The 23498-nt window shown below is 62.5% G+C and carries 26 protein-coding genes, 3 tRNA genes and 1 pseudogene; 17 read left to right on the top strand and 13 right to left on the bottom strand.

Annotation, left to right across the window (positions count from 1 at the left end; genetic code table 11):
• Window positions 1-59 precede the first annotated feature (59 nt).
• A complete protein-coding gene (gene add, locus RFM52_RS08470; protein ID WP_320296228.1) occupies window positions 60-1052 on the top strand; it encodes an adenosine deaminase in 993 nt (330 codons plus the stop codon).
• 107 nt (window positions 1053-1159) lie between these two features.
• A complete protein-coding gene (locus tag RFM52_RS08465) occupies window positions 1160-1561 on the top strand; it encodes a GFA family protein (protein ID WP_320296229.1) in 402 nt (133 codons plus the stop codon).
• A 146-nt stretch (window positions 1562-1707) separates the two neighbouring features.
• Here the strand turns inward: RFM52_RS08465 and RFM52_RS08460 are convergent, their stop codons facing one another.
• The 3 genes from RFM52_RS08460 to RFM52_RS08450 all read right to left on the bottom strand — a co-directional run bounded on the left by RFM52_RS08460 (window position 1708) and on the right by RFM52_RS08450 (window position 5159).
• The gene (locus RFM52_RS08460; RefSeq protein WP_320296230.1) at window positions 1708-2430 is read right to left on the bottom strand and encodes a 3-keto-5-aminohexanoate cleavage protein; all 723 of its coding nucleotides are present in this window, start codon (window positions 2428-2430) and stop codon (window positions 1708-1710) included.
• 168 nt (window positions 2431-2598) lie between these two features.
• Window positions 2599-3531 (bottom strand): dimethylarginine dimethylaminohydrolase family protein, encoded by a 933-nt coding sequence (locus RFM52_RS08455; protein ID WP_040988460.1) that lies wholly within the window; start codon window positions 3529-3531, stop codon window positions 2599-2601.
• 32 nt (window positions 3532-3563) lie between these two features.
• Entirely contained in the window at window positions 3564-5159 is a 1596-nt protein-coding gene (locus RFM52_RS08450) for a zinc-binding metallopeptidase family protein (protein WP_320296231.1), read from the bottom strand.
• A gap of 82 nt (window positions 5160-5241) precedes the next feature.
• Between RFM52_RS08450 and RFM52_RS08445 the strand changes: the two genes are divergently transcribed.
• The 5 genes from RFM52_RS08445 (at window position 5242) to RFM52_RS08425 (ending at window position 10451) form a co-directional block, all read left to right on the top strand.
• On the top strand, window positions 5242-6138 hold the full coding sequence (locus RFM52_RS08445) for a LysR substrate-binding domain-containing protein (protein WP_320296232.1): 897 nt from the start codon (window positions 5242-5244) through the stop codon (window positions 6136-6138).
• A gap of 368 nt (window positions 6139-6506) precedes the next feature.
• On the top strand, window positions 6507-7601 hold the full coding sequence (locus RFM52_RS08440) for an ABC transporter ATP-binding protein (protein ID WP_320296233.1): 1095 nt from the start codon (window positions 6507-6509) through the stop codon (window positions 7599-7601).
• Window positions 7602-7672: 71 nt separating this feature from the next.
• Complete coding sequence (locus RFM52_RS08435; protein ID WP_320296234.1) at window positions 7673-8788, top strand: ABC transporter substrate-binding protein; 1116 nt, start codon at window positions 7673-7675, stop codon at window positions 8786-8788.
• A gap of 17 nt (window positions 8789-8805) precedes the next feature.
• A complete protein-coding gene (locus RFM52_RS08430) occupies window positions 8806-9639 on the top strand; it encodes an ABC transporter permease (RefSeq protein ID WP_320296235.1) in 834 nt (277 codons plus the stop codon).
• A 5-nt stretch (window positions 9640-9644) separates the two neighbouring features.
• Window positions 9645-10451, top strand: coding sequence for an ABC transporter permease (locus tag RFM52_RS08425; protein WP_320296236.1), 807 nt, complete (start codon window positions 9645-9647; stop codon window positions 10449-10451).
• A 478-nt stretch (window positions 10452-10929) separates the two neighbouring features.
• On the opposite strand, the gene RFM52_RS08420 is transcribed toward RFM52_RS08425, so the two are convergent.
• Window positions 10930-11289 carry an ArsR/SmtB family transcription factor gene (locus tag RFM52_RS08420; RefSeq protein WP_040988334.1) on the bottom strand — a complete coding sequence of 120 codons (360 nt, stop codon included), beginning with the start codon at window positions 11287-11289 and terminating at the stop codon, window positions 10930-10932.
• 428 nt (window positions 11290-11717) lie between these two features.
• Between RFM52_RS08420 and RFM52_RS08415 the strand changes: the two genes are divergently transcribed.
• Together RFM52_RS08415 and RFM52_RS08410 are read left to right on the top strand one after the other, a co-directional pair.
• Window positions 11718-11912, top strand: coding sequence for a hypothetical protein (locus RFM52_RS08415; RefSeq protein ID WP_320296237.1), 195 nt, complete (start codon window positions 11718-11720; stop codon window positions 11910-11912).
• A 107-nt stretch (window positions 11913-12019) separates the two neighbouring features.
• Entirely contained in the window at window positions 12020-12265 is a 246-nt protein-coding gene (locus RFM52_RS08410) for a DUF982 domain-containing protein (protein WP_320296238.1), read from the top strand.
• 148 nt (window positions 12266-12413) lie between these two features.
• Here RFM52_RS08410 and RFM52_RS08405 read toward each other — a convergent pair whose 3' ends face one another.
• Window positions 12414-12578 (bottom strand): hypothetical protein, encoded by a 165-nt coding sequence (locus RFM52_RS08405; protein ID WP_320296239.1) that lies wholly within the window; start codon window positions 12576-12578, stop codon window positions 12414-12416.
• A gap of 273 nt (window positions 12579-12851) precedes the next feature.
• Here RFM52_RS08405 and RFM52_RS08400 point away from each other — a divergent pair, with 273 nt between their 5' ends.
• Window positions 12852-13094, top strand: a complete 243-nt coding sequence (locus RFM52_RS08400; protein ID WP_320296240.1) for a DUF982 domain-containing protein — start codon at window positions 12852-12854, stop codon at window positions 13092-13094.
• Window positions 13095-13381: 287 nt separating this feature from the next.
• Here the strand turns inward: RFM52_RS08400 and RFM52_RS08395 are convergent, their stop codons facing one another.
• Window positions 13382-14347: a glycosyltransferase family 8 protein gene (locus RFM52_RS08395; RefSeq protein ID WP_320296241.1), complete on the bottom strand. Its 966-nt coding sequence runs from the start codon at window positions 14345-14347 to the stop codon at window positions 13382-13384.
• 112 nt (window positions 14348-14459) lie between these two features.
• Window positions 14460-14675 (bottom strand): annotated as a pseudogene (locus tag RFM52_RS32790) (DapH/DapD/GlmU-related protein); the annotation flags it as partial.
• Between the two features lie 467 nt (window positions 14676-15142).
• Here RFM52_RS32790 and RFM52_RS08385 point away from each other — a divergent pair.
• A complete protein-coding gene (locus RFM52_RS08385; RefSeq protein ID WP_320296243.1) occupies window positions 15143-15928 on the top strand; it encodes a hypothetical protein in 786 nt (261 codons plus the stop codon).
• 87 nt (window positions 15929-16015) lie between these two features.
• Here the strand turns inward: RFM52_RS08385 and RFM52_RS08380 are convergent, their stop codons facing one another.
• On the bottom strand, window positions 16016-16858 hold the full coding sequence (locus RFM52_RS08380; RefSeq protein ID WP_320296244.1) for an FkbM family methyltransferase: 843 nt from the start codon (window positions 16856-16858) through the stop codon (window positions 16016-16018).
• 140 nt (window positions 16859-16998) lie between these two features.
• Here RFM52_RS08380 and RFM52_RS08375 point away from each other — a divergent pair, with 140 nt between their 5' ends.
• On the top strand, window positions 16999-17925 hold the full coding sequence (locus RFM52_RS08375) for a hypothetical protein (RefSeq protein ID WP_320296245.1): 927 nt from the start codon (window positions 16999-17001) through the stop codon (window positions 17923-17925).
• An 82-nt stretch (window positions 17926-18007) separates the two neighbouring features.
• On the opposite strand, the gene RFM52_RS08370 is transcribed toward RFM52_RS08375, so the two are convergent.
• The 5 genes from RFM52_RS08370 to RFM52_RS08350 all read right to left on the bottom strand — a co-directional run bounded on the left by RFM52_RS08370 (window position 18008) and on the right by RFM52_RS08350 (window position 19223).
• Window positions 18008-18080: transfer RNA gene (locus RFM52_RS08370), tRNA-Thr, on the bottom strand.
• A 7-nt stretch (window positions 18081-18087) separates the two neighbouring features.
• The gene (locus RFM52_RS08365) at window positions 18088-18396 is read right to left on the bottom strand and encodes a HigA family addiction module antitoxin (protein WP_320296246.1); all 309 of its coding nucleotides are present in this window, start codon (window positions 18394-18396) and stop codon (window positions 18088-18090) included.
• A gap of 27 nt (window positions 18397-18423) precedes the next feature.
• Window positions 18424-18702, bottom strand: a complete 279-nt coding sequence (locus tag RFM52_RS08360) for a type II toxin-antitoxin system RelE/ParE family toxin (RefSeq protein WP_320296247.1) — start codon at window positions 18700-18702, stop codon at window positions 18424-18426.
• Between the two features lie 84 nt (window positions 18703-18786).
• Window positions 18787-18863 (bottom strand) — tRNA-Arg (locus RFM52_RS08355).
• 54 nt (window positions 18864-18917) lie between these two features.
• On the bottom strand, window positions 18918-19223 hold the full coding sequence (locus RFM52_RS08350) for an ETC complex I subunit (protein ID WP_112101520.1): 306 nt from the start codon (window positions 19221-19223) through the stop codon (window positions 18918-18920).
• Window positions 19224-19471: 248 nt separating this feature from the next.
• Between RFM52_RS08350 and RFM52_RS08345 the strand changes: the two genes are divergently transcribed.
• The 5 genes from RFM52_RS08345 to RFM52_RS08325 all read left to right on the top strand — a co-directional run bounded on the left by RFM52_RS08345 (window position 19472) and on the right by RFM52_RS08325 (window position 23411).
• Complete coding sequence (locus RFM52_RS08345; RefSeq protein WP_320296248.1) at window positions 19472-20440, top strand: NAD(P)H-dependent oxidoreductase; 969 nt, start codon at window positions 19472-19474, stop codon at window positions 20438-20440.
• A gap of 136 nt (window positions 20441-20576) precedes the next feature.
• A complete protein-coding gene (locus tag RFM52_RS08340; RefSeq protein ID WP_320296397.1) occupies window positions 20577-21752 on the top strand; it encodes a flavin-containing monooxygenase in 1176 nt (391 codons plus the stop codon).
• Between the two features lie 159 nt (window positions 21753-21911).
• Window positions 21912-21988: transfer RNA gene (locus RFM52_RS08335), tRNA-Pro, on the top strand.
• A gap of 60 nt (window positions 21989-22048) precedes the next feature.
• Window positions 22049-22771, top strand: a complete 723-nt coding sequence (locus tag RFM52_RS08330) for an LCP family protein (RefSeq protein WP_320296249.1) — start codon at window positions 22049-22051, stop codon at window positions 22769-22771.
• Window positions 22772-23150: 379 nt separating this feature from the next.
• Entirely contained in the window at window positions 23151-23411 is a 261-nt protein-coding gene (locus tag RFM52_RS08325) for a hypothetical protein (protein ID WP_320296250.1), read from the top strand.
• The last annotated feature ends 87 nt before the right edge of the window (window positions 23412-23498 follow it).

The raw sequence follows: 23498 nt of genomic DNA, 5'->3' as shown, positions 1-23498 counted from the left end.
TGAAGCGTGCACCCGGTGTTTCGTGGTTGGATACGCCACGGGTTCGGGAGGAGGCTTCATTGACTGACTACGTCGCATTGCCGAAGGCCGAGGTGCACATCCATATCGAGGGTTGCTTCGAGGCCGACGACGTCATTAGCAACTGCGAGCAGGCCGGCATTCTGCTGCGCGCGCCGCGCGACAGGCTCTTCGAAGCACACGACCTGAAAAGCTTCCTCGAGATGCTCGACTGGGTGTGCGGCACGTTCCGCACGCGCGAGCAATTGGCTGTCGCTGCCTACAAATTTGCTGCACGAATGGCCAGGAGCGGCGTGCGCTACGCCGACGCCATCGTCAACCCGACCCACTGGCCTCACTGGCATCGGAACATCCCCGGGATGATCGACGCCTTCGACGCTGGCTTCGCGGCCGCCGAGCAGGACGGATACCCGCCGGTCGGGCTCTGCGTCAGCCTTCTGCGCACCCAGTCTGCCGAAGACGCCATTGAGCTGGTGGAATTGCTGAGCAGGATCAGGCACCGGCGGGTCGTTGCCCTTTCGATCGACGGAAACGAGGCGGCCGCCGGCCGCACTGGTCCGCGCTTCGCCGAGGCGTTTCGCCGCGCGGCCGCGGCCGGACTGCGCCGAACCGTGCATGCTGGCGAGTCGAGCGGCCCCGAAGGTGTCCGCGACGCGATCGAGTTGCTTGGCGCCGACCGCATCGACCATGGCGTGCGGGCAATCGAGGAGCCGGCCCTGGTCGAGTTGCTTGCGCAGAGGAAGATTCCACTTGGCATCTGCCCGATCTCCAACATCGCGCTCGGAGTCTATCCATCGCTTGCCGAGCACCCGATCGACGCGCTGCGCAAGGCCGGCGTTCCCGTCTCGATCAACACCGACGATCCGGCGCTGCTCGACACCACGCTCGAAGCCTCTTACGCCGCCTGCGCCGAGACCTTCGCCTGGGATGGCGAAACCATCCGCCAGCTCGCCGCGACATCGGTGCACGCGAGCTATGCCGACACTGGCGTGAAGGCGCGCATCCTGGCGGATCTGGCGGTTTGGCAGGCGTGATGCACCGGGCGGACTGACCGGCCGGCACGTCCTTTCGCCGCGCCGTAGAGCTGAATAAGCTGTTGCTCATTGGTCCCACCGGGAAGCAGGAGCTGAAGGGAGCCAGCATGGTCACGCGTCGCGCCGAATGTTCCTGCGGTCAGCTGTCAGCCACCTGTTCGGGCGAGCCGGTGCGCATTTCGGTTTGCCATTGCCTTGATTGCAAGCGGCGCACCGGCAGCGCCTTCAGCTACAATGTGCGATTTGCCGAGGCGGACGTTTCGATAGAGGGGCGGTCGGCACAGTTTACGCGCGTCGGCGAGCTGGGCGGCCGTGTCATCTATAGTTTCTGCCCGGACTGCGGAACCACCGTCCACTATCGCATCGACACGCAACCCGGCCTTACCGCCATTCCGGTAGGCGCGTTCGCGGACCCGTCGTTTCCGCCGCCCTTCCAGTCCTTCTACCACGACAGCCGCCGCTGCGAGTGGGTCGAGATAAAAGCCGAGCCTTTGGCGAAAATTGGCTGAGTGCTGAGCTGGTTCCTCGCCCCCGCCAGCGGCGGGGGAGAGGTGTCCGCGAAGCGGACGGAGCGGGGGCCTTCGTAGGGTGCTCCCCTCTCCGTCTCGGCTTCGCCGAGCCACCTCTCCCCACTGCGTGGGGCGAGGAATCAGGGTCACGCTCCGCGATAAATCCCGACCGCCGCCGCCACCAGCGCGGCATTACCATCGGCTATGCTGCCGTCCGGCAATTCCTTGCCGTCCTCCAGCCCCACCCGCGTCGAAAGTTTCCTCGCCGCCGCCCTCTCCACGAAGGGCCAGACCGTGGCGTTCTCACCATGCAACAGGATGGAGCGGCGGATGCCGGCGCGCTCAAGCACCTTCCCGATGCCGTTGGCGACGGCGAAGGCCTCGTCCAGCGCCTGCTCGGAAATCTCGATCAGCACGCGCAGCACCCGGCCGCCATGGTCGAGGCTAGCGAGCCTTAGAGCATCACCGATCGAGGCAAGCCCAGCCTCGATGCCGACACCGCGGCCGCGCAGGGCCTCCATCACTTCCGGCGCCGCCGTCTCGCTGAGATTGACCGAGGCATAATCGGGCAGTTCGCGCCAGCCGGAGATGGCGACCAGGGTGCGCAAATCATCCTTCTCGATCCAGGCGCCGGTGGAGACGCCGATCAGCGTGCCCGGGCAGGCGCGGCGGAGTGCCGCGACCGTCCTGTCCATCGCTTCCGGCGCCAAGCTCTCGCGGCGATCAGTGCCGCGCGCATGCACATGCAGCTCGGCGGCGCCCGCCGCAATCGAGGCGGCGGCGTCGCGCGCCATCGCCTCAGGATCGAGCGGCAGCGCGGGATGGAAATCGGCGGGGCGGGCGCCGTTGATGCACGCCTGGACGATCATCTTCGCGGCAATCCTGTTTCGGCTGGCGGGGAGCCTAGCGCAGGATCGGATTGGCCGGAACCGGAGAGACGGAAATTTCCTGACAAGCCGCGCAAGAAACATCCCCCTGGCCTGTCGGCCAGAGGGATTGGCTTTCATCGTGGACGATTGCCGAAGTTCGAAAGTCCGTTACGCCGGCACCCGCTTCAGCGCCTGAGCCATGCAGTGGATGCCGCCGCCGGTCTTGGAGATTTCGCTCATGTCGACGGCCGCGACCTCGAAGCCTTGAGCCTTCAGCTTCTCGATCAGCGTCTTGCTGGAGGTCGGCGCGATCACCCTGTCCTTGCCGAGCGACATGAAGTTGCAGCCGAGCGCCATCGTGTCCTGGAAGGGCACGTCGATGATCTCGTGGCCCTTGCCCTTCAGCCAGTCGACGATGCCGGGCTCGGTGCAGGCGAGGCAGACGGCAGTGAGCTTTTCGGCGATCGGCACCACCATCAGGTCGATATGGACGTAATATTCGTCGATGAAGGCAAGACGTGTCTCCCAGCCTTCCTTCTCGAACCAGTCCTGCACCTGGCGGGCGCCCTCTTCCTGGGTGCGGGCGCCGCCGCAGCCGATCAGCACCACGCCCTCCTCGATGACGTTGAAGTCGCCGCCCTCGAAGGTGCCGGCCGTCACCATGTCGTAGATCGGGATGCCGAGCTTTTCATAGGTGCGGATGGCGGCGTAGTTCTCGCCGCGCCGCCACCAGTTGGCCATGGCGGTGATGAAGGCGCCGTAAGGCGTCATGACGCTGGAGTCGCGCGAATAGACCTGCATCGGCAGTTCCGGCGTCGGCTCGTGCCAGTGGATGTTGACGCCGAAATGCTCGTAGGCGGCGACGAGGTCCTTGTGCTGCGCCTGCGCGATCTGGACGTTGCAGGGCGCCTCGCGCAGATGTTTCCGCGACAGTGAGCTGGTCGACAGATGGCGCAGGAAATTGGGCGAGCCGAGCAGCACGTCGGTCAAGACGTCGGTTTCGTTGGCGAAACCCCAGGCGGTCAGCGGTTTGGTGCCGCCATTGGGGTTGCGGCGCTGCAGCGAGAACGGCTCGGCGACGATGCGGTCATGGACGGTCATGGTGTTCTCCTCTGGACTGTTCTGTTGATCGGTTATGCGGTCAAAGCGGCCGGAATCCACCAGTCGCGCCCGCGCGGCGTGGTGACATATTCCGGCCAGCGGAAATGGATCGGCGGTTCATAGTCGCAGAGCGGCGCGATCCAGTTCGAGCCGCCGACGCCGCCGCCGGTTCGCTTGACGAACTCGTCCATCGCGGCATCGCGCGCGGCCTTGTCTTCCAGCAGGCGCAGCGCGGTGAGCGCGACCGTCTTCGCGGCGCAGGTAACCATCGGATCGATGGTGGCGGGGATGCCGCCCAGCGCGTTCATCACCCAGGCCGGATAAGTATGGCCCTTGGCCGCGCGTAGCGCCGGACGGGCAACGTAGAAGCGCGACGTCGGCGCGTGCCAGCTCATGTCGGTGTAGTCGTCGGAGGTGGAGTTCACCTGCGATGGCGGCAGGTCGCGGCGCAGGATCGCCTCGGCCTCTTGCGGCGAAATCAGCCGCTCCAGCTCGTCGATGAACGGGTTTTCCGCCAGCTCGCCGCCTGCATTGACCTGGATTTCGCGAGCGATGGCCTTGGCTGCCTCGTCCCAGCGCGGCGCGCCGACAGTGGAGAGCGCCGCGTAGGTGATGTCGGCCATGGCGTGGTTGGCCAATCCCGGGCGCGACTTCGAGACCCAGTGGCGCTCGTAGCGGCAGCCGCTCATCTTCGCCGCTGCTTCCGCATTGCGATCGAGCACGGCGCTCACCTGCTCGGCCATCGCGATCGTCGGCACGCGGATCATGTACTGGATCTCGGCGAGGCCGGCCGGCAAATTGTCGGCGGTCGCCTGGCCGGCCGTCAGGATCGCCTCGCTGATCGACCAGCCGCCCTGATGCGTCAGCATGGAATCGCGCAGCGCCTTGGAGGCCATGTACATCATCATCAGCGCGTCGTTGGCGCCCGGCGCCCTGACCGCCGAATGCGCCTGCGGGATCGGCGCGCCATCGGTTGCCGCGCGGGTCCAGTTCTCCGGTTCGTCGCAGACAAAGCGGTAGATCATTGAATAGGCGGCGCCGCAATGCGTGTCCCAGCGCGCCGTGTTGCAGAGCGGCAGCATGTAGAAAGGATGGAAGGAGATCATGCCGGCGAGGCCGTCATAGTAGCCTTTCGCGGCATGGATCGGCTTCGAGCCCCTCACCTTCTCGGCCGGCTCGCCGGTGAAGCGCAGCGTACCCTTGATGCCGTGCTCCAGCATCGCCGCCTTGGTGGCGAGAAGCCCGCCGAGACTGCCGATGCCGAGCCCCGAATGCGGATCGGTGTGGCCGCCGGCCTCGACGCCCAACCCTTCTCGCGGCCGCTTGACCGTCGCGGCGTCCTGGCAGTTGCCGGGTACGGCGTCATACTCGCCATACATGCCGATCACCGGGCCGTCGCCATTGGTCCAGTGGGCGCAGAAGGCGGTCGGCATGCCGCCCGAGCCTTCCTCGACCGAAAAGCCCTCGCGCTTCAGCCGGTCCACATACCAGGCGGCCGATTGGTACTCGCGCCAGGCGGTCTCGCCGAAATCGAAGATGGTGCGCGTCCAGGCCGACAGCAGCGGCTGGATGCTGTCGATACAGGCAAGCGCGGTTTCTTGCGCCGGGGTCGTCACCGGTTTCTCCATGGACCCAAGAAAGCAGTGAAGCGGCTCATCAAAAAGTGATATGTTTTCCCGGTTCGTGCAAATTCGGTTCACCTGAGGTCCCTTGCGAATACCCTCCACACAGGCGCTACGCGCCCTCGACAGCTTCGCCCGTCATGGCAGCGTGTGGCGCGCCGCCGACGAGCTCCACCTCACCCGCAGCGCTGTCTCGCACCAGCTGAGGCTGCTTGAACGCGATCTCGGTTTCGATCTCCTCCAGCGTATCGGCAAGGGTGTGGCGCTGACGCCGCGCGGCCAGCGCTACGCGGCGGATGTCCGCAAGGCGCTGACCGTGCTCGGCGACGCGGGAACGCAAAACAGCGGCGCCGGCGTCGGCGGCTCCTTCGGCATCTCCTGCCCGCCGGGCTTCGCCTCGATGTTCCTGTGCACCCATATCGGCGAATTCCAGCAGATGTATCCGGATGTGGCGCTCTCGGTGCTCACGCCGCGGCGGCTCGACGACGTCTCCAACCCGGAGGCCGACGCCTTCATCGCCTTCGGCGTCGGCAACTGGCCGAACCGGGCGGTGGAGTTGCTCTGCGAAGTCCACTTCACACCGCTCTGCAGCCCGACGCTGCTCAACAAGATCGGCGGCTTTTCCAAACCCGCCGACGTGCTGCGCGCCAATCTCCTGCATCTTTCCGACACCGAGGACTGGGCGCGCTGGCTGGCGCTGTCCAAGGTGGAGAACCCCGATACCGAAGGCGGCATCTTCTTTTCTGACATGAACCTCGTCTTCTCGGCGGCGATCGCCGGCCAGGGGATTGCGCTCGGCGACGAGTTGACCGGCCGCAGGGCGCTGAGCGAGGGCCGGCTGGTCAAGCCGTTCGAAGCGTCGGTCCCCTCGCCGCGCGCCTATTTCCTGGTGTTCGAACACGCCAAGGCCGGACACCCGGTGCTCAACGCCTTCAGTGACTGGCTGCGAGCGAAGTTGTCGGAGAGCAGCCTGGCGAAGTATTGAGGCGGGGCGAGTGCCCTTCGCTTTCGTCATCCTCGGGCTTGACCCGAGGATCCATGCCGTGACGTTTGCCGTCGAACACGGCGGACCAGAATTCTGCACCGTTGCGACGCGTATAAGGTCACGGCATGGATTCCAGGGTCTGCGCGCGTCGCTTCGCTCCTTGCTCCGCCCTGGAATGACGACGGCGTGAACGCTTTCGCCAATCGCGAACGCCGGTGAGCGCCGAAGGCCCGCGTCCATAGACGCCCCAATCACCCGCCAATGTCGGCCACCCGTGAATCAAATTTGCCGATCAGGCGAAAACTATTCGGTTGCGGTGAACGCGCGCCATGCCTACGATTTCTCTGGGAACTGAGGAAGGAGCCAGGATGCAGCAACCCGGCCGGGCCGCAGAAATCAAGGCGAACGGGATCGGCAAGAGCTTCGGCTCGTTCCGCGCGCTCGATAATCTGTCGCTCGATATCGGCCGCGGCGAGTTCCTGACGCTGCTCGGACCCTCCGGCTCCGGCAAGACCACTTTCCTGATGATCCTGGCCGGCTTCGTGCAGCCGAGCGAAGGCAAGCTTTTCAGCGACGGCGTCGACATCACCAACCGGCCGGCCGAGCAACGCGCTGCCGGCATGGTGTTCCAGGGCTACGCGTTGTTTCCGCATATGAGCGTGGAACAGAACATCGCCTTCCCGCTCAAGGTGCGCAAGAAATCGGCCGCCGAGATCAAAAGCCGTGTCGGCGAGATGATTGAGCGCGTCGGCCTCAACGGCCATGAGAAGAAGCTGCCGGCGCAGCTTTCCGGCGGCCAACAGCAGCGCGTGGCGCTGGCCCGCGCGCTGGTGTTCGAACCGGGCGTGCTGCTCCTCGACGAGCCGTTCTCGGCGCTCGACAAGAGCCTGCGCGGCCAGATGCAGGCCGAGATGAAGCGGCTGCACCAGGAGACCGGCACCACCTTCGTCTTCGTCACGCACGACCAGAGCGAGGCGCTGGCGCTGTCGTCGCGCGTCGCCATCTTCAATCACGGCAAGCTTCTGCAGGTCGGCAGGCCGGATGAGGTCTATGACCGGCCCGCCAACCGCTTCGTCGCCGAGTTCCTGGGCGAGATCAACATGCTGCCGGTGAAGGGCGTTCGCCCCGCCGACAATGGCGCCACGGGCCTCTGCGAGGACCGCGCGGTCAACATGCGCTGCAAGGCCGAAGTGATAAAGGGCGACGCCATTCTTGCCATCCGCCCCGAGGACATGTCGATCGCGCCGGAAGCGTCAGTCAACGAGAACGGCATCGCCGCGACCGCTGTCGCCTCGACCTATCTGGGGGCTGCGACCAAGCTCGACCTCACCACGCGCCAGGGCGCCAAGGTAACCGTCTCGGTGCCGAACGAGGTCGCGGCGGCAGCTTTGAGCAAAGGCAATTCCGTCTGGCTGACATGGCCGGCCGAAAAGGGTTTCCTCCTTCCGGACGGAGGACAATGAGAGCGCCGCTGCGGCCCGAATTCGGCCGCATCGGCTTCCGGTTCAAATCAACGACAACAAGGGGAACTGACATGACGAACGATACGAAGAAACAGGCAATGGAAAACCTCGCCGAGCGGGCGAAGCGCGGTGAGATTTCACGACGCCAGTTCGCACAGCTTGCGGGCCTCGTGCTCGCCGGCACGCCGCTGCTTTTGCGCTCGACCGGCGCTTTCGCCGAGACCAAAGGGCTGGTGCTGGTGAACTGGGGCGGCGACGCCATCACGGCTTACGACGCAGCCTACGGCCAGGCCTTCACCAAGGACACCGGCATCCCGGTCAAGATGGACGGCTCGGGCCCGACCGAAGGCGCGATCGCCGCGCAGTACAAGAGCGGCGCGCCGACCTGGGACCTGGTCGACGTCGACCCGTTCTCGGCCATCACGCTCGGCGGCCAGGGCATGCTCGAGCCGATCGACTACAAGATCGTCGACAAGAGCAAGATGCGGCCGGGTTTCGGCTGGGAATATGCCGCCTCGACCTACTTCTTCTCCTATGTGATCGCCTACGACTCGCAGAAGTTCGGCTCCAATGCGCCGACCGGCATGGCCGACTTCTTCGACGTCAAGAAATTCCCCGGCAAGCGCTCGCTCTACAAATGGGGCGTGTCGAGCTGGGAAGCAGCACTTCTGGCCGACGGCGTAGCACCCGCCTCGCTCTATCCGCTCGATCTGAAGCGCGCACATGACAAGATCGCCGCCTTCAAGGAAAACGTCGTCTCCTATTGGGGCGGCGGGGCCGAAAGCCAGAGCGTGCTGCTCAACGGTGAGGCTTCGATGGCGATCGTGTGGTCGACGCGCGCCTCGCTGATCGAGCAGGATTCCGGCGGCCAGATCAAGTTCATCTGGGACCAGGGCCTGATCTCGCCCGGCGCGCTCGCCGTGCTCAAGAACAACCCCGGCGGCAAGGACGCGGCGATGAAGTTCATTGCCAGCACCCAGGATCCGCAGAAGGAACTGGTGATGTTCGACAAGCTTGGCCAAGGCCCGGCCAATCCGGCGACCGACGCGCTGATCCCGGCCGACAAGAAGCGTATCAACCCGGTCGATCCGGAAAACATGAAGAAGCAGATTCCGCTCGACATGGAGTGGTACGCCAAGAACTACGGCGCAGCGCTCGACGAATACACCAAGATCATCTCGGCCTGACCGGCCGAGAGCTTCTAATGAGAGGCCTCCTCTCCGACAGGACGGGCGCGGCGCTGCTGATGGCGCCGCTGCTCCTGTTCCTCGTCCTCGCCTATGCATGGCCGTTCCTCGGCGTGGTGAAGTGGAGTTTCACCCTCCCCACGCCCGGGCTCGGCCAGTATCACGCTTTGCTCACCGACGATCTGGTGCAGTCGGTGTTCATCCGCACGCTGCGCATCGCGGCGATCGTCACCGTGGTTTCGGTCACCGCCGCCTATGCCATCACCGTGGTGTGGGTGCGCGGCAGTCCGGCGCAGCGCGTGCTCGCCGAGTTCTGCATCCTGGTGCCGTTCTGGATCTCGGTGCTGACGCGCGCCTTCGGCTGGGTGGCGCTGCTCTCCAACCGCGGCCTGATCAACACCTGGCTGCAATCGATCGGCTTCATCTCGGAGCCGCTGACCCTGGTGCGCAATGAGTTCGGCGTCATTGTCGGCATGTCGCATTTCCTCATCCCCTTCGCGGTGTTCCCGCTGGCATCGGCCATGCGCAGCCTGGACGAGCGCGTGCTGCTCGCGGCGCGCGGCCTGGGCTCCAGCCGCATGCGCACCTTCTGGACGGTGTTCGTGCCGATGACGCGCTCGGGCATCATCGGCTCGGCGCTGATCACCTTTGTCTTCTCGCTCGGCTTCTTCGTCACGCCGGCGATCCTCGGCGGCGGCCGCAGTGTGATGATCGCGGAGCTGATTTATCTTCGCATCTTCCAGAGTCCCGACTGGGGGCTGGGCGCGGCGATCAGCGTCGTGCTGGTGGTGTTCGTCGGCGCGCTGATGGCGCTTATGTTCCGCTACGTCAAACCGAAGCAATTGGTGTAGCCAAGATGCCGACTTATCGCCCCGGCCCCGTTTCGCTGATCCTGGCCGTGCTGGTGGCGCTGTTCCTGCTGATGCCGCTGCTGGCCGTCATCCCGGTGTCGCTGACGCCGAGCCGCATGCTGACCATGCCGACGGGTGAACTGTCGCTGCGCCACTACCGCTCGCTGATCGAGGATCCGCGCTGGCTGGAGTCGATCCTGCTTTCGCTCAGGATCGGCATCGTCAGCAGCATCCTTTCCACCGCGCTTGCCCTCACCTTCAGCCTTGGCGTGTGGATGTTCCAGCCACGCTTCACCGCTGCCCTCGTCGGCTTCGTGCTGCTGCCGATGGTGGTGCCGCCTGTGGTCTCGGCGGTGACGCTCTATTTCCTGCTCACCTCGGTCTCCGGTCTCACGTCGTTCTTCGGCTACGACACCTGGCTGGGTGTCGCCATGGCCCATTCGGTGATGACGGTGCCCTTCGCCACGGTGCTCATCCTGGTGTCGCTCAGCCAACTCGACCGGCGCATCGACCTTGCCGCGCGCGGGCTCGGCGCCAGCGTGTGGGAGCGCGCGACGCGCGTCATCATGCCCAACATCAAATTCGGCATCGTCACCGCGGCGCTGCTGTCCTTCGTGCTTTCCTGGGAAGAGATCGGCGTGACGCTGTTCATCACCTCGGTCAACGCCATCACCCTCCCCCGGCTGATGTGGATGGGCCTGCGCGACAACATCGATCCCGCGATCGCGGCACTCTCGGTGATCCTGATCATCATCACCGTGCTGGTGCTCGCCGTGCGCAGCGTCGTCACGAGGCAGCGCGCCGCACGCTGAAACGGCTCAGACAAACCTGATCGAAACGCGGCCAAATCTCCCGAGGTCGCCGGTGACTTCATCGCCGGGTTCGACCTCTATCGGCTTAACGCAAGTGCCGGTTATGACCAGCTGCCCCGGCTCGATAGCGATGCCCAGGCCCGTCATGATCCGGGGGTGTGGATCGACTCAGAAGGTTAGCCAGCGGAGGCCTGCGAGGCGACTTACGAATCTGTAATCTTGGGCCGGATCCGGCGCCGACTTTCGCAAGAAAATCATTCTATACCAATAGCTTAAAATGAGCTTTCCGAAACTTTGAGGCTCGTCTCTCAAACAAATGTGATGAACCGTCCGTCCTACAAGCGGCGCGGCGGATTCGGCTTTGAGGCGCAGGAAAGTATCAGCGGCACCGCCGTGCGGCTCTTGTTCGTGGTGTTGCGCCATCGAGGCACCGCGCCGGACGAAGGCCCCCCGGCCTCGTCCGTGCGTAGCAGTCAGTTCAGGCGGCTTGCGGCCGCCGCATCCTCTCGACAAATGCCTGCCTTGCCGGTCCGGCAAGCGGCTTGTCCATGGCCAGCAGGCCGTCGAGCAGCGCCAAAAGCTCGCGCGCTGCCGAAGACTTGCAGGAATAATAGACCATCTGACGATCGCGGCGGGTTTCGACCAGGCCAAACCTGCGCAGTTTGGCCAGGTGTTGCGACAGCGCCGATTGGCTGAGTTCGACCTTGTCAGCGAGCACGCCGACAGAGAGTTCGCCCTCGGCCAGGTAGTTCATGATGAGCAGACGCTTTTCGTTGCCCATCACCGCGAGAAAGGCTGCCGCGCTTTCTGCGTTGGCGGTAAGTTTCTTGGTGACCATCGATTTCCCCATGCTTCATGCTCTTCCGAAGGCCATGGGGGCAATGGCTTCAGAGTTCCAGAGCGTTGGTGAGCATGCCCCGATTTGCACACGGGACCTGCCCTGCTTCTTTTCAACCAGAACCCCTTCGTAACCCGGTTGCCACCACGTCGAGGTTGTTGGTCTCGGACAGAACGCGCGGCGCTTTTCTGGGCGCAAGTCAATGCAGACTCGGAAAAATTCCACGCTGCTAATGCGTATCAGCGAAGCGCTCATTCGGCAAGAATATAACGAGGCCGGCAAAGCAGCGGCCAACCGCAGGCAAGCAAGCACAGCAGACGACGTGCCCGGACGAAGAGACCTCGGCCGCGATGTTGCCGCGACTCACTCCCGATCTCGAAGCGTGCTAGTATTAGTCGGGCAAAGGGACCGGGCTGGAGGAGGAAGCCATGTCCGTCATACGCAACACGTTCACCCCCGACGAGACGGCCATGCTTGGCCGGGTCTATGAAAACGGCAATGTCGAGGGCGAGACCGCCGAGCAGAAGGAAGCGCGCGCCTCGCGCATCATCGCCAACTACATGGCGGGCATCACCGACGAGGCGGAGCTGATCGAGCTTTCGCGGAGGCCGCTTGGGCGATGAGCAGCATAAGTCGTCTTCGTGAGATGGCTTCACGTTAAGTTGACGTTTCGGATCGGAACCATGCGGTAAAATATCGTGTTCCGACATATTTCGGGAGAGCTTTCACTATGATCCAGGGATGGTTTTCCAAGCCAGTTGAAGTCGCCGTCGGCGTTTCCGGCTCGATCCGCCACATATCCAACGCCGAGCAAGCCGTCGAACTGCTGACCGGCCAATGGCGCGATGCCGGCAGCGCGCCGCATGGCGCCGCGCTGCGCGCCTGCCGGCGGGCGATCCGCGGCGACGTCGCGGCGGACAACGCCAGGGAGGCTTTCGTCATCGCAGCGCGCGAGGCGCATGTGCTGGTGGAATAGAGCATTAGCGGCGTTCCAAGGCCCGCCTATCGATAGTAAAGCCATAACAGCACCAGCACCGCGAACACCGCCGGCGAAAGCAGGATTCCGGCCCGAAAGATGCACATGGCCAAGTGAAGCGGCGTGAACATGCCTGGCGGTGTCGGACCTATCGATCTCGCGACTTGACGGAAAACCGACACGCCGTTCGAAACGTGCGCGCACGATCCGCTTCAGCCTGCGCACGGCTCAGCCGCGCTTCCTCGTAGAGCCCGAAAGCGGTCGCCATCAAGGTGGCGACTGTCATGGTGGATGCGAGCACGGCGATAAGCATGAGAGGTCTTCCCGCGTTTCATCAGCCTGCCGGATTCATTAGCGCCGCCCGCGAGGGTGCGTCAGTGACTTTGGTCACGCAATTTTTCAGCTATCGCGGATTCGTCGGTCCATAAGCCATTGGGGCGCAGCCCGCCCTCGCCGTGAAAATTCTTCGGAACCTAATGGGCGGCGATTGGTTAACGCGCGGGTTGGCAATCGCCCTCGGCCTGCATCGGCGCCATCCAGCGCCGCTTGCTTGCCCAAAAGACGATCATAAGAAACGGAGAAAGTGATGAACGATGTCTGGTTTTCCGAACCGGTCATGATTGATTTCCAGCCAAACGGCCAGCGCAAGGTTTCGAGTTGCTTCGAGGCGATGGAATGCCTCGACCAACGCTGGCCCGGACGGGCGCGCGACGGCGCCTGGCGTTCGGCGAGCCGCGTCTGCCGGGACGCGCTCGACGGTCTGCGCAGCCCGGTGGAAGCCCGCAAGACGCTGCGTAAGGCGGCCAAGGTCGCCGGCCTGCTGGCGTAGCCTCGATTTCCCCATGGCGTCCCATCGTGGGCGCCAAGCCCGTCGCGGTTTCCCATTGCCGCGGCGGGCTTTTGTTTTCCATGAGGGCGAAGCGACGGCCGGCGCATACTGCGGAACACGTTCAAGCACGCATCCCTTGGGGCACATGAAACGCCGGCCGCTGGGCTTCGGGGTTGCCTGACGGATTCAGGCCGCTCCATTTCGGCGAGTCGGATGCCGGGCCGCAACGCGAGCGCCTGCGCGTGGTAAACGAGGGGTTACTATCCACAGGCGTCGCGGCGGACCGATCAGCCAAATCCGCCAAGCACTTCCGGAAACTGGACCGCCATCGCTCCTTCGTCCGCCTGCCGGGCGTAGATCCGATGCATCTTCGTGCCGTCATATCTGGCCCGGCGGCGTTGCACGTCCTTGCCCAAAAGACCGGCAACAGCATCGAAGCGCCGGAAGAAACGCTTCATCACGCCGCGCTCGAAAGGTATGCGCTGCTCGAACGGCTTTTGCCAGGGCGTGTCCTTGGCCAGGTCGCGCCAGATGCACAGCGCTTCGAGCTCGACCCCGACCTGATTGCCCCACGGCTTGCCGCCGGCGAAATGCCTTGCCCAGGCTTGCGAGAAGCGGAACTCGCTGGTTCCCAGCGATTGCAAATTCCAGTTCGGATGCATCGTCTGCCATTTGCCCTCGAAGACGATGTTGAGCGCGTTCTGATCGTTCATCTGACCTTCGACGGCGAGTTTCCGGGCTTGCTTCATAAGCCCCTGTTCGAGCACCGGCGCCATGTTGAACACGATGATGCCAGCGTTGAAGTAAGGCGCGCCCGGCTGCATGGACATTTTTTGCCGATAAGATGGCCGGAAATACATGTAGTCGTCATGCGCCGCCAGGAGCGCCGCTTGAATGGGCTGCTCCACCAAGTCGGCTATGTCCCGGTTGAAAAGAACATCGCAATCGACGTGCGCGATGCGGTCGTAAGACGCGAACTCCGCAAATTGATCGACAAAGAGCCGGATGAAAGTGGCAACGCTGCCCGGGCGAAAACGGTACCCGGAGGCCGCCATGAATTCCGTTACGTCAATGAGTTGAATGCGGCCTCCCAACAGACGGTCGGCGACGCTCTTGTCAGCCTCGCTTGCTCCGAGATGAAGAATGAAACCGTCCGTTGGTTTTTGCGAAACGTCCAATATCCGGCGCGCCGCCAGGCAGGCATAAGGAAAATACGTGGCGTCGGCCGCTATGAAAAAACAGGATTTCGTCATTCGTCTTCGTCTATCCGACCGGCTTGGTGGCGGTGCTTGCCACAGAATGCCTGGCTACGAAAGTTTCTATGGGACCTGTCAGCGCAGCCGCCTCGCCTTTGATCTTCTCGTCATCCCAATGCCACCATTGGATGGCTAGCAGCTGTGAGATGACGTCTTGCGAAAAGCGGTACCTGATCAGCCTGGCCGGAGAGCCACCGACGATGGCATAGGGCGGCACATTTTTGGTAACGACGGCACCGGCGCCGACGACCGCACCGTCGCCGATCTCCACACCCGGCAGGATCATCGCGCCATTGCCGATCCAGACGTCGTTGCCGATGGTAATGCCAGCCGGCTTGCCGCCATTGGGGATCGGCTCGGGCTGCTTCAGCAAGCGGCTGTAGATCGGAAACGACGTTGCGCTGTCGGTCTGATGCTGGCCAGAGCACATGAAACGCACTTGGCCCGCGATGGAGCAGAAGGCTCCGATTTTCAGCGGAGCGTCCTTCGAGGGAAACATGACCTTCTGCCATTTCACGCCGTAGGTGTGACGGCCAACCGTCACATGCTCCGGCAGTTTGGAACGGACTTCCCTCAGCCATTTGGAAAATGTCGACATTCAGATCCCTCCCCCAACGCTCCTGCGACATAGCCTCGGACCGGTAGAACCATCAACTGGGAACTTTGGACGGCTACAGGACCAGATCCACGGGAATCCGCTAAACCGCGCGCCGGCGTTGGTGAAGTTTCGAGTGGATTGCAGATGCGTGTGTTGGTAGTTGGAGCGTCCCTGACACATCCCCCATTGATCGAATGAACGACGTTTTTGGTTATATCGCGTATGGCGATAACAAGGTCTATCACTTTGGCGCGCTGCTCAGCGCGCTTAAGCTCTTGGACAATTGCCCTGGCGCCAGAATAATCGTCGCTACCGACAGGCCTGAGCTTTTTCGCCGATACCCCATCGAGACGATTACTATAACCGCCGACCAGAAAGAGGTGATGTCTTTCGGTTGGCGCTATCATTTCGGCATCAAGGCTAGGTGCCTAATCGAGATCCTGAAGCAGGCGGACCGCCTGCTTTTCATGGACACTGACATGTATCCAGTCGGGAACATCTCCCGATCATTCGAAAGGATTGCGCCCCGCCAATCGATCATGCGCCTCTGCGAGGGACCGCATGCGTGGTGCCCGCGACTGGAAGGCAAAGATGTTCGGATCGGCGACTACGTTTTGACAGGCCATGAGCCGATGTGGAATAGCGGCATCTTGGGCGTCCACAGGGACAATCTTGCCGCCTTGATCGACGCTTACCCGCCGATGATCGCCGTCCATGAGATTGCAAAGATAGATGCCGCGGAACAGTTCTGCATTGGAATAGCTCTATCCCAGAATGGCCGGGCTATCAGCCCGCATCGACTGCCAATCAGAAACTACAACACGCGAGGCAAGAAGGCGTTTGCCGGCCCACGCGTCCTACAGTTCTTCCAAACACATGGTGACGCGCCGATGGCCGAGCAAATCAGGCGAGCTGGTCGGTACCGGCTCTGGCGAAATCCTTTGGACGTATGGCGCCAGCGGCATAGGCAGTCGCCGTAATTCGGCTATTGCCAAATTCTCACCGGCACGACGAGACGCTTAGGCATTAAAATATCGACGCCTAAGGTATTTGGTCCAAAGAGTGGCTTACGGTAGAAGAAGAATGTCTCGCTGATCCAGCACATTGCGAATATCCATTTCCCTTTCGGATTTGCCACCGAAGACGATGCATCGTCTGTAGTGGCTGGCAAGGTATTCGGCTATCTCATCAGTTCTTTCTGGTCCATACCGCCAAGGACCGTATTCCATGAGAATGGGCACTTGAAGTCGCACCAATTCAGCCATGGACTTTAGTGCTTCCGACTCCGCACCTTCGATATCCATCCACACCAGACCGATATCCCCAGGACTAACTTTGGCCTCAGCCAGAATGTCGTCGACACGACGAAGCGGCACCCGAACCGATCGTGAGCTGCCATTTGGCTTGATCACGCTGCTCGCGCCAAAATTGTGATCGCCGAAATAGAGGTCGATCGACCCTTCATTGTCACCGGCGGCGCATTCAAAGACAGTCACCGCATTCGAAAGCTCGTTGAGCGACAGATTGTGCTTCAGTAGCTTCAGATTGCGTGGGTCCGGCTCGACAGAGACGGCTCGATCGAATTTGCCGCTGCGCATCAGATAGACGGTGTGCGTGCCGATATTCGCGCCGAGTTCCAGCAATACCTTCCCCTTCGGAACTCCGACAAGGTCAAGAACCCGATTGGCCAAATCGCGCTGGTAGTGCCCCTTCCGGAACAGGTCCTTGCCGATGGTTTCTCGCGGCGAGAACATTAGAATGTGATCATCAAACTGTTTCGTAACGAGAATGATGTCGTCTTTGAGGGCCAACAGGCTGGCAGTTTGAAACCAGTCGAAGGACCGGAGTCGTGCGAACAAACCGTCGCGGAAGCGACGAATCGCTTCTTCTACTGGCACGAAAATCTTCATGCGGCTGCTTATTGAATGCCATTCCCCTGTTGGCAAGCGTTCAAGCACAACGGCTCTGTCCAAGCCGTCACATAACGTCCGACATCAAGGGATTGAAAGGCGGACTTCCCTTTCTCCTGACGTCAAGTTATGCAGGCCAAATGGGTTTGAAGATTGTCGATATCATAACCAGAGCGCCGGCAGTCATCGCGACGAAGGAAGTCAGAAATGGCTTAGTATACAAGGCCTTCGAGCATCGCGGCAGAGCTGCTGGACGCGCTTTTGCAGATCGCCTCAAGGCTAGTGATACATCGCGTATCTGCTTTACGGTGGCGTTCAATACGCCCTGGGTCATAGATGCACTGGCCAAGGCCTGGGAAATGCACCCGCCGGGAATGACCCTGGCAGTTGTCGACAATTCGACCGATCAGGCATCGAGAGAAGCGATAGAAAGCATCTGCAAGGTGAGAGACGTGCCTTATTTGGCGCTTCCGATGCGGGTGGAAAAACATCTGTCCAGATCGCACGGAACCGCGATAAGCTGGGCCTATCACAACATCATACGGCACCTGGAGCCCGAGTTATTCGGTTTCATTGATCATGACTGTTTCCCGGTGGTGCCATTTGACATCCCTGCCAGGATGGACGGCAAGGCTGTCTACGGCAAGCTGTTCCTTCCAGGTCGAAATCATATCCACCAGCCGAAGCCGACCGATCGGCACTGGAATTTATGGGCGGGCTTTTGCTTCTATCGCTTCTCCGCCACGGCGGGGCGAAAGCTGAACTTCGAACCCCGCTTGAACATGGGGCTCGATACTGGCGGCGCAAACTGGAACGTCCTTTACTCGCATTTGGATAGGGCACGTGACGTTGGCATAGCTGCCTCTCGGGAGAACCCGATGACGATGGCAGGGGCGGTTGGGCACCATGAGATCATCGAGGACGCATTCTTCCATGTTGCCGGGGTATCCTATCCTGACCGTCCCAGTTATCACCGCAGAACAGCTGACCATCGAGAACTGATCCGCGACTATGTCTGGAATACATACCTTGGCGGCACGAGTGGCAGGGTAGCCCAAGATTTCTAGGCGCTACGCGGGCCTGTCTGCCCGAAACACGCCATGCAGCAGCTTGTGATGCACACGGCCGTTTCCGGGCAAGCTTTGAAAATGGCGATCCCGGCAGGATTTCGAACCTGCGACCATCGGCTTACAAAGCCGGTGCTCTAAGGGACCGCCGAGCAAACTTTGTTAAGCCGCGTGCAAGGTCGGTATAGCGCTCACATCCACTTCCCGTTCGGCGTGCCAGGCATCATAGGCCGCCTGCATTCGAAGCCAGATTGCAGCGCCGTCGCCGAACATTTTTCCGAGCCGAGCCGCAACGGCCGGCGAAACCGGCTTCCGTTCCCGGGCGATATCGTAGAGCTGCTGTCGCGAGATTCCGAGCAGCCTGGCAATTTCCACCTTAGTCTTTCCAGTCGCCGGGATGATATCCTCAAGCAGCGCTCCCGGGTGGGACGGGCAACGCTCAATCGGACGCTTCGGCTTGTGCTCGCTCATCAACCAAACTTCCCCAGTCTGTCCGCCTCAATGATACTGCTCGAAATCGACGCGGGCGGCGTCTTCGCCGTCGAATTCAAATGTGATGCACCACGGGCCGTTCACGTGAACCGTATAGCGGGTCGGGTCGAAGCCTTTCAGCGCGTGAAAATCAAATCCTGGCAGGTTCATATCTTCCGGCCGCTCGGAAGCCTCGAGACGGTCAAGTCTGACTAGGATGCGCTTATGCATCTTAACGTCAATCTTTCCGGTTTTCCCGGTCTCGAACAAATCGGCCAGCGCTTTGCTCTTGAATGACTTGATCATGCCTCACGTAAGCAGATAGCGTACACAAGTCAAGCTCGCGTAAGCAAAAAGCGTACATTTGCAATCGACAAGAAAGCCAAAGAATGGCGATCCCGGCAGGATTCGAACCTGCGACCATCGGCTTAGAAGGCCGGTGCTCTATCCAGCTGAGCTACGGGACCGTCGGCCGACCGGGCCGGCTGATACGCGTTACGCCAGGCGACGCAAGATAGGAGTCAGTGCGTCCAGGGCGTCCTGCGGTCATAGCGGAAATTGTCCGAATAGGAAATCTGCCGGCGCTTGGCTTCCTTCGGCTCTTCGACGCGATAGGCGATCTTTTCCTTCTCGGCATAAGCCACCGCTTCTTCCTTCGTGTCGAAGGTGAGCTTCACCTGGCTCAGCATATCGCCCGAGGTAGTGTAGCCCATCAGCGGGTCGATCTTCTTGCGCTGGGCGGGGTCGAATTCCAGCACCCAATGCCCGGTCTTGGCCTTGCCGGACTGCATCGCGGTTTTGGCTGGACTGAAAATGCGCGCGGACATGGCCACCTCGTTGCCGCCCGAAGACCGGGCACCTCGTTCAGCGCCGTCTCCGGGGATTCTGCGGGAAACCCCGATCTTGCGCCAATCCGTCATTACTGTGCAATGACCGCGGCGGCAAGGCCGCAAGCGTCCCCTGCGCCCCCACGGCGCAGGGAACCTCGTCGCGCCGGCGACATTATCGGAATGTCGGGCGGGCAGACCCCGTGCCGCCTCTCCCCGTGAGCCACTGCCAAAACGGACGTTTCGCCATGACCAATGCAACCGAACACGCCGTCCTGCAGCTCGCCGTTCTTGTCGGCAGTCTGCGCGCCCAATCCTTCAGCCGCAAGATCGCCAAGGCGCTCGCTGCCCGCGCGCCGGACTCCGTGCGCTGCCGCTTCATCGAGATCGGCGACCTGCCGCTCTACAACGAAGACCTGGACGGCGACCGCCCGCCGGCGGCGTGGTCGGGCTTCCGCGCGGCGATACGCGAGTGTGACGCGGTGCTGTTCGTCACCCCGGAATACAATCGCTCAATCCCTGGCTGCCTGAAGAATGCGCTCGATGTCGGCTCGCGCCCCTCGGGCAAGAGCGTGTTCAAGGGCCTGCCGGCCGGCGTGGTCAGCGTCACGCCGTACCAGCTCGGCGCATTCGGCGCCAACCATGCGCTCAGGCAAACCTTCGCCTTCCTCGACATGCCGGTGATGCAGCAGCCGGAGGCCTATATCGGCAATGTCACGGAGTTGCTGGACGACAAAGGCGCGGTGACCAACGCCGACACCGCCGCCTTCCTCGAGAAGTTCATGACCAGCCTGGAGATGTGGATCAGGACGATGCATCCTGGTGGCTCATCATTCGATGCTTTCATGAAGCAGCGCGAGAAGATCGCGGAGGACTATGTCAATGGCGATGCCACCTCGCTTAAGGCGATCGTCACCCGCGCCGGGCCGGCGACGTTCTTCTCGCCACGCGGCGACCACCTCGAAGGCGCCGAGGCGGTTGCCGGCCGCTACGAACGCGACGCGGCGAGCTTCCACAAGGGCGGCAACACCGATCTTGAGGTGCTGCAGGCGTCGGCAAGCGGCGATCTGGCCTTCTGGAGCGGCTTGCAGCATGCCAAGGCGCGCATGGGCAAGAACGGCGAGGCGACCGATATGACCTTGCGAGTGACGGAAGTGTTCCGACTGGAAGATGGCGCGTTCAAGCTGGTGCATCGCCACGCCGACCCGGTTCATTAGCCGGCGCTTGCAAAAATCCGCGACACAATGTCGGAAGTCTTTGCAACATCGGCCTATTCCTTTTGGCCCGTGGGCGGCATATGTCAGATACATGGTCGTGCCAGTTAAAGGCATGATGACGACGATAAAGACACGGATGGACGCGGAAGCGAAAGTCTTGCCGTCGGGGGTCGGCGAGCCAGCGATACTGGAAGGCGCGATTGTCATCGGCGCGGGCGCCGCCGGGCTTGCCGCCGCTTATGCGTTGGCCAAGGCCGGCGTGACGACGCAGATCCTGGAACGCGAGCAGCGGCTGGCCGAGCCCTGGCATCGCCGCCACGACAACCTGCACCTCAACACGCATCGCGACCTCTCCTCGCTGCCGGGCGTTTCCTATCCCGCGGGAACGCCGGCCTTCCCGCATCGCAGTGCCGTCATCCGCCATTTCAACGATTTCGCCGAGACGCACCGGCTGCCGATCGCCTTCGGCGTCAAGGTCGACGAGATCGAATTTCGCGGCGATCACTGGCTGCTGCTGACCAGCGCCGGCCTGAAGGCGGCGCGGCATGTGGTGATCGCCACCGGACGCGACCGGCAACCCTTCATCCCGGCCTGGAAGGGCATGGAGGATTTTTCAGGCAAGATCATCCATTCGGCCGATTTCGGCAGGGCAAGCGACTATGCCGGCAAGAAGGTGCTGGTGGTCGGCGCCGGCAATTCCGGCTTCGACGCGCTCAACCATCTTTCCCGCGTGGAGACGGGCCAGATGTGGCTTTCGGCGCGCAACGGACCTTCGCTGCTGCCCAAGCGTATCGGCAAGATCGCCGTGCATCGCATATCGCCGCTCATGGCGAGGCTGCCGACAAGGCTCGCGGATGCGGTCATGGCGGCGACGCAGCGCCTGGTGTTCGGGGATCTGACGAATTACGGCCTGCCCCCTGCCCCGGCGGGCGGCGCCAGCCGGCTCGGCTCCGACTACACGGCGATCGCCGCCGACGACGGCGCGGTCGACGCCATCAAGGCCGGGCGCATCATCGTGGTGCCGCAATTGCGCGAATTCAAGCGCGACGGCGTCGTGCTGGACAATGGCCAGGTGATCGCGCCCGACATCGTCATTGCCGCCACCGGCTACCGCACCGGGCTGGAGACGATGCTGGGCCGGCTCGGTGTGCTCGACGCCAGGGGCGTGCCGCTGTTCAACGGCGCCGCGAACGACCCGAACCTGCCCGGGCTCTGGTTCACCGGCATGCGGCCGAGCATTCGCGGCTGCTTTGCCAATTCAATAATCCAGGCCGCTGCGATCGCCAGGAAGATCGCCTCTCAGAAGCGCTGATCGGCAGCCCGACGGTCATTTGTCCAAGAAGGCAGCGCTGTTGCCTTGTCAACGAAACCGCGGTCCGGCGCTCTTCAACACTGCGGCATCGGCCGAATTGCGAGGCCTCCGTTTTTGTGTTGCCTTCCGGGCGTGCGCCCCCTATACGCCGCGGGACGTCGGAGTGTAGCGCAGCCTGGTAGCGCACCTGATTTGGGATCAGGGGGTCGCGTGTTCGAATCACGCCACTCCGACCATCGCTTCTTCCCCAGAGACAACCAGGCCGGCCCCGTAAGCCCGACCGGAGGGTGCATATCTTGGCAGCCGTGGTTGTAGCGATCCTCGACAGGGACAATTGGAACGCCAACACCGACATCATCGTCGTCGTGGACGTTTCGAGGCGGCGGCTGACATGGGTGCCGCGCGATCTGTGGTCTCCCCTCATCAGCGACCGCGTCAACGCGGCCTTCGCCATGGGTGGCGGCAGATTGCTGCTCGATGCGCTTGCGGGACTGGGCTTTTCGGCGCGCAGCGCAGTCTGCCTCAGGCGCGGCGCGAGCGAGGCTGCGCTTGCCGGCGCCCGCGTGAACGTGCCGGTCAGTGAGCCGCTCGATTTCTGGTATCCGCTGACGCCGACGAGCTGCCTCGAGGACGGGCGCCAACAGGTTTCCTTCCGCCCGCCCGTCGAGACACTCACGAGCGTGCGTCTCCATCAGTGGATCGGCGCACGCAGCATGGTCAATGGCAAGGGCACCGACTTCCATCGCATGCAGCGCCAGATCGTGTTCCTGCGCGCGCTCATCGCCCAGGGTTTCGATTTCCGCTCGGCGCTGAAGAATCCGGAGCTGGTGCGCGTCGCTGGCGAGGATCCGTTGCCGCTGCTTGCCCGGGTCAGCGCCAGTTGGCGCATGCAGGTGCATGACTGGGTGGATGACGCCGTCATCGATGGCAAGATGGTCCTGGTCCCGCGCAAGCCGAAGCCATGGTGGCGGCGGCAATTGCGCCGGCTGCGGGACAGGCTCAAGATGAAGCGGGACTAAAGCGCGTCGCGTCGAAACGGATTCACGCGACGCGCTTTAGCGCCTTGCTTGATGCATGTCGTTGCCGCAAAACCGAGGTCACTTTTGCGCGACATGCATTAGCCATTCCAACGGCGCGGTCGCATCGACGGTAAACCCGCCGGGCGAGAACCCCAACACCTCGAGCCCGGCGAGCCTACAACCCGATCTGGAACGCGACCGGGACCGGGATCAACCGGCATTGTCTGCGTTGCAAGAACGATGCCTGAAAGGCTGCTCCGGAATGGGACAGCTACGCCGCATGCTCCCACGAGTTGATCACGGAACGCCTGGGCGAATCGAATAATCTCCTCGCTTCCAACTTTGTCGCCGGTCTAGACTTCGGACAAAAGGGGGTTCGATGCCTGTCCTGGAGGCATTGCTGTCGCTGATCGGCCCGGCCTATCTGGCCTATTACGGCTTTACGGTTCCGGTCGCAGTCGTCTGGGCCATTCTGTGCGCTGCTCTTTGGGTTTGGAACAACCGGCCCAGCAAGAGGAATGGCGTAGCCCGGTCGCGGTCCGCCAGCCTGATGTTCTTCATCCTTGTCGCCGCCTGCTATGTGACGGCGCATATGGGCGTCTATCTGCTGGCCCGGCATCTGGCCAGGCTATGGGCGTAAAGGGCGCGCCGCGAGCGGGGTCTCCCTCTAGTGCGTTTCACCGTTTCACGGAAACGGCGAAACGCCCTATCTCTTTGTTTTTACGCA

Origin of the sequence: Mesorhizobium humile, assembly GCF_033977215.1 — a bacterium.
Lineage (GTDB): Bacteria > Pseudomonadota > Alphaproteobacteria > Rhizobiales > Rhizobiaceae > Mesorhizobium > Mesorhizobium humile.
The sequence above is the reverse complement of the archived record's forward strand: the minus strand, read 5'-3'. Positions and strand labels throughout refer to the sequence as shown.

Excerpts from the sequence above, each read along its gene's own strand:
- RFM52_RS08465 (WP_320296229.1), top strand. The coding sequence starts at position 1,160 with ATGGTCACGCGTCGCGCCGAATGTTCCTGCGGTCAGCTGTCAGCCACC.
- RFM52_RS08460 (WP_320296230.1), bottom strand. The coding sequence starts at position 2,430 with ATGATCGTCCAGGCGTGCATCAACGGCGCCCGCCCCGCCGATTTCCAT.
- RFM52_RS08455 (WP_040988460.1), bottom strand. The coding sequence starts at position 3,531 with ATGACCGTCCATGACCGCATCGTCGCCGAGCCGTTCTCGCTGCAGCGC.
- RFM52_RS08450 (WP_320296231.1), bottom strand. The coding sequence starts at position 5,159 with ATGGAGAAACCGGTGACGACCCCGGCGCAAGAAACCGCGCTTGCCTGT.
- RFM52_RS08440 (WP_320296233.1), top strand. The coding sequence starts at position 6,507 with ATGCAGCAACCCGGCCGGGCCGCAGAAATCAAGGCGAACGGGATCGGC.
- RFM52_RS08435 (WP_320296234.1), top strand. The coding sequence starts at position 7,673 with ATGACGAACGATACGAAGAAACAGGCAATGGAAAACCTCGCCGAGCGG.
- RFM52_RS08430 (WP_320296235.1), top strand. The coding sequence starts at position 8,806 with ATGAGAGGCCTCCTCTCCGACAGGACGGGCGCGGCGCTGCTGATGGCG.
- RFM52_RS08425 (WP_320296236.1), top strand. The coding sequence starts at position 9,645 with ATGCCGACTTATCGCCCCGGCCCCGTTTCGCTGATCCTGGCCGTGCTG.
- RFM52_RS08420 (WP_040988334.1), bottom strand. The coding sequence starts at position 11,289 with ATGGTCACCAAGAAACTTACCGCCAACGCAGAAAGCGCGGCAGCCTTT.
- RFM52_RS08415 (WP_320296237.1), top strand. The coding sequence starts at position 11,718 with ATGTCCGTCATACGCAACACGTTCACCCCCGACGAGACGGCCATGCTT.
- RFM52_RS08410 (WP_320296238.1), top strand. The coding sequence starts at position 12,020 with ATGATCCAGGGATGGTTTTCCAAGCCAGTTGAAGTCGCCGTCGGCGTT.
- RFM52_RS08405 (WP_320296239.1), bottom strand. The coding sequence starts at position 12,578 with ATGCTTATCGCCGTGCTCGCATCCACCATGACAGTCGCCACCTTGATG.
- RFM52_RS08400 (WP_320296240.1), top strand. The coding sequence starts at position 12,852 with ATGAACGATGTCTGGTTTTCCGAACCGGTCATGATTGATTTCCAGCCA.
- RFM52_RS08395 (WP_320296241.1), bottom strand. The coding sequence starts at position 14,347 with ATGACGAAATCCTGTTTTTTCATAGCGGCCGACGCCACGTATTTTCCT.
- RFM52_RS08385 (WP_320296243.1), top strand. The coding sequence starts at position 15,143 with ATGAACGACGTTTTTGGTTATATCGCGTATGGCGATAACAAGGTCTAT.
- RFM52_RS08380 (WP_320296244.1), bottom strand. The coding sequence starts at position 16,858 with ATGAAGATTTTCGTGCCAGTAGAAGAAGCGATTCGTCGCTTCCGCGAC.
- RFM52_RS08375 (WP_320296245.1), top strand. The coding sequence starts at position 16,999 with ATGGGTTTGAAGATTGTCGATATCATAACCAGAGCGCCGGCAGTCATC.
- RFM52_RS08365 (WP_320296246.1), bottom strand. The coding sequence starts at position 18,396 with ATGAGCGAGCACAAGCCGAAGCGTCCGATTGAGCGTTGCCCGTCCCAC.
- RFM52_RS08360 (WP_320296247.1), bottom strand. The coding sequence starts at position 18,702 with ATGATCAAGTCATTCAAGAGCAAAGCGCTGGCCGATTTGTTCGAGACC.
- RFM52_RS08350 (WP_112101520.1), bottom strand. The coding sequence starts at position 19,223 with ATGTCCGCGCGCATTTTCAGTCCAGCCAAAACCGCGATGCAGTCCGGC.
- RFM52_RS08345 (WP_320296248.1), top strand. The coding sequence starts at position 19,472 with ATGACCAATGCAACCGAACACGCCGTCCTGCAGCTCGCCGTTCTTGTC.
- RFM52_RS08340 (WP_320296397.1), top strand. The coding sequence starts at position 20,577 with ATGGACGCGGAAGCGAAAGTCTTGCCGTCGGGGGTCGGCGAGCCAGCG.
- RFM52_RS08325 (WP_320296250.1), top strand. The coding sequence starts at position 23,151 with ATGCCTGTCCTGGAGGCATTGCTGTCGCTGATCGGCCCGGCCTATCTG.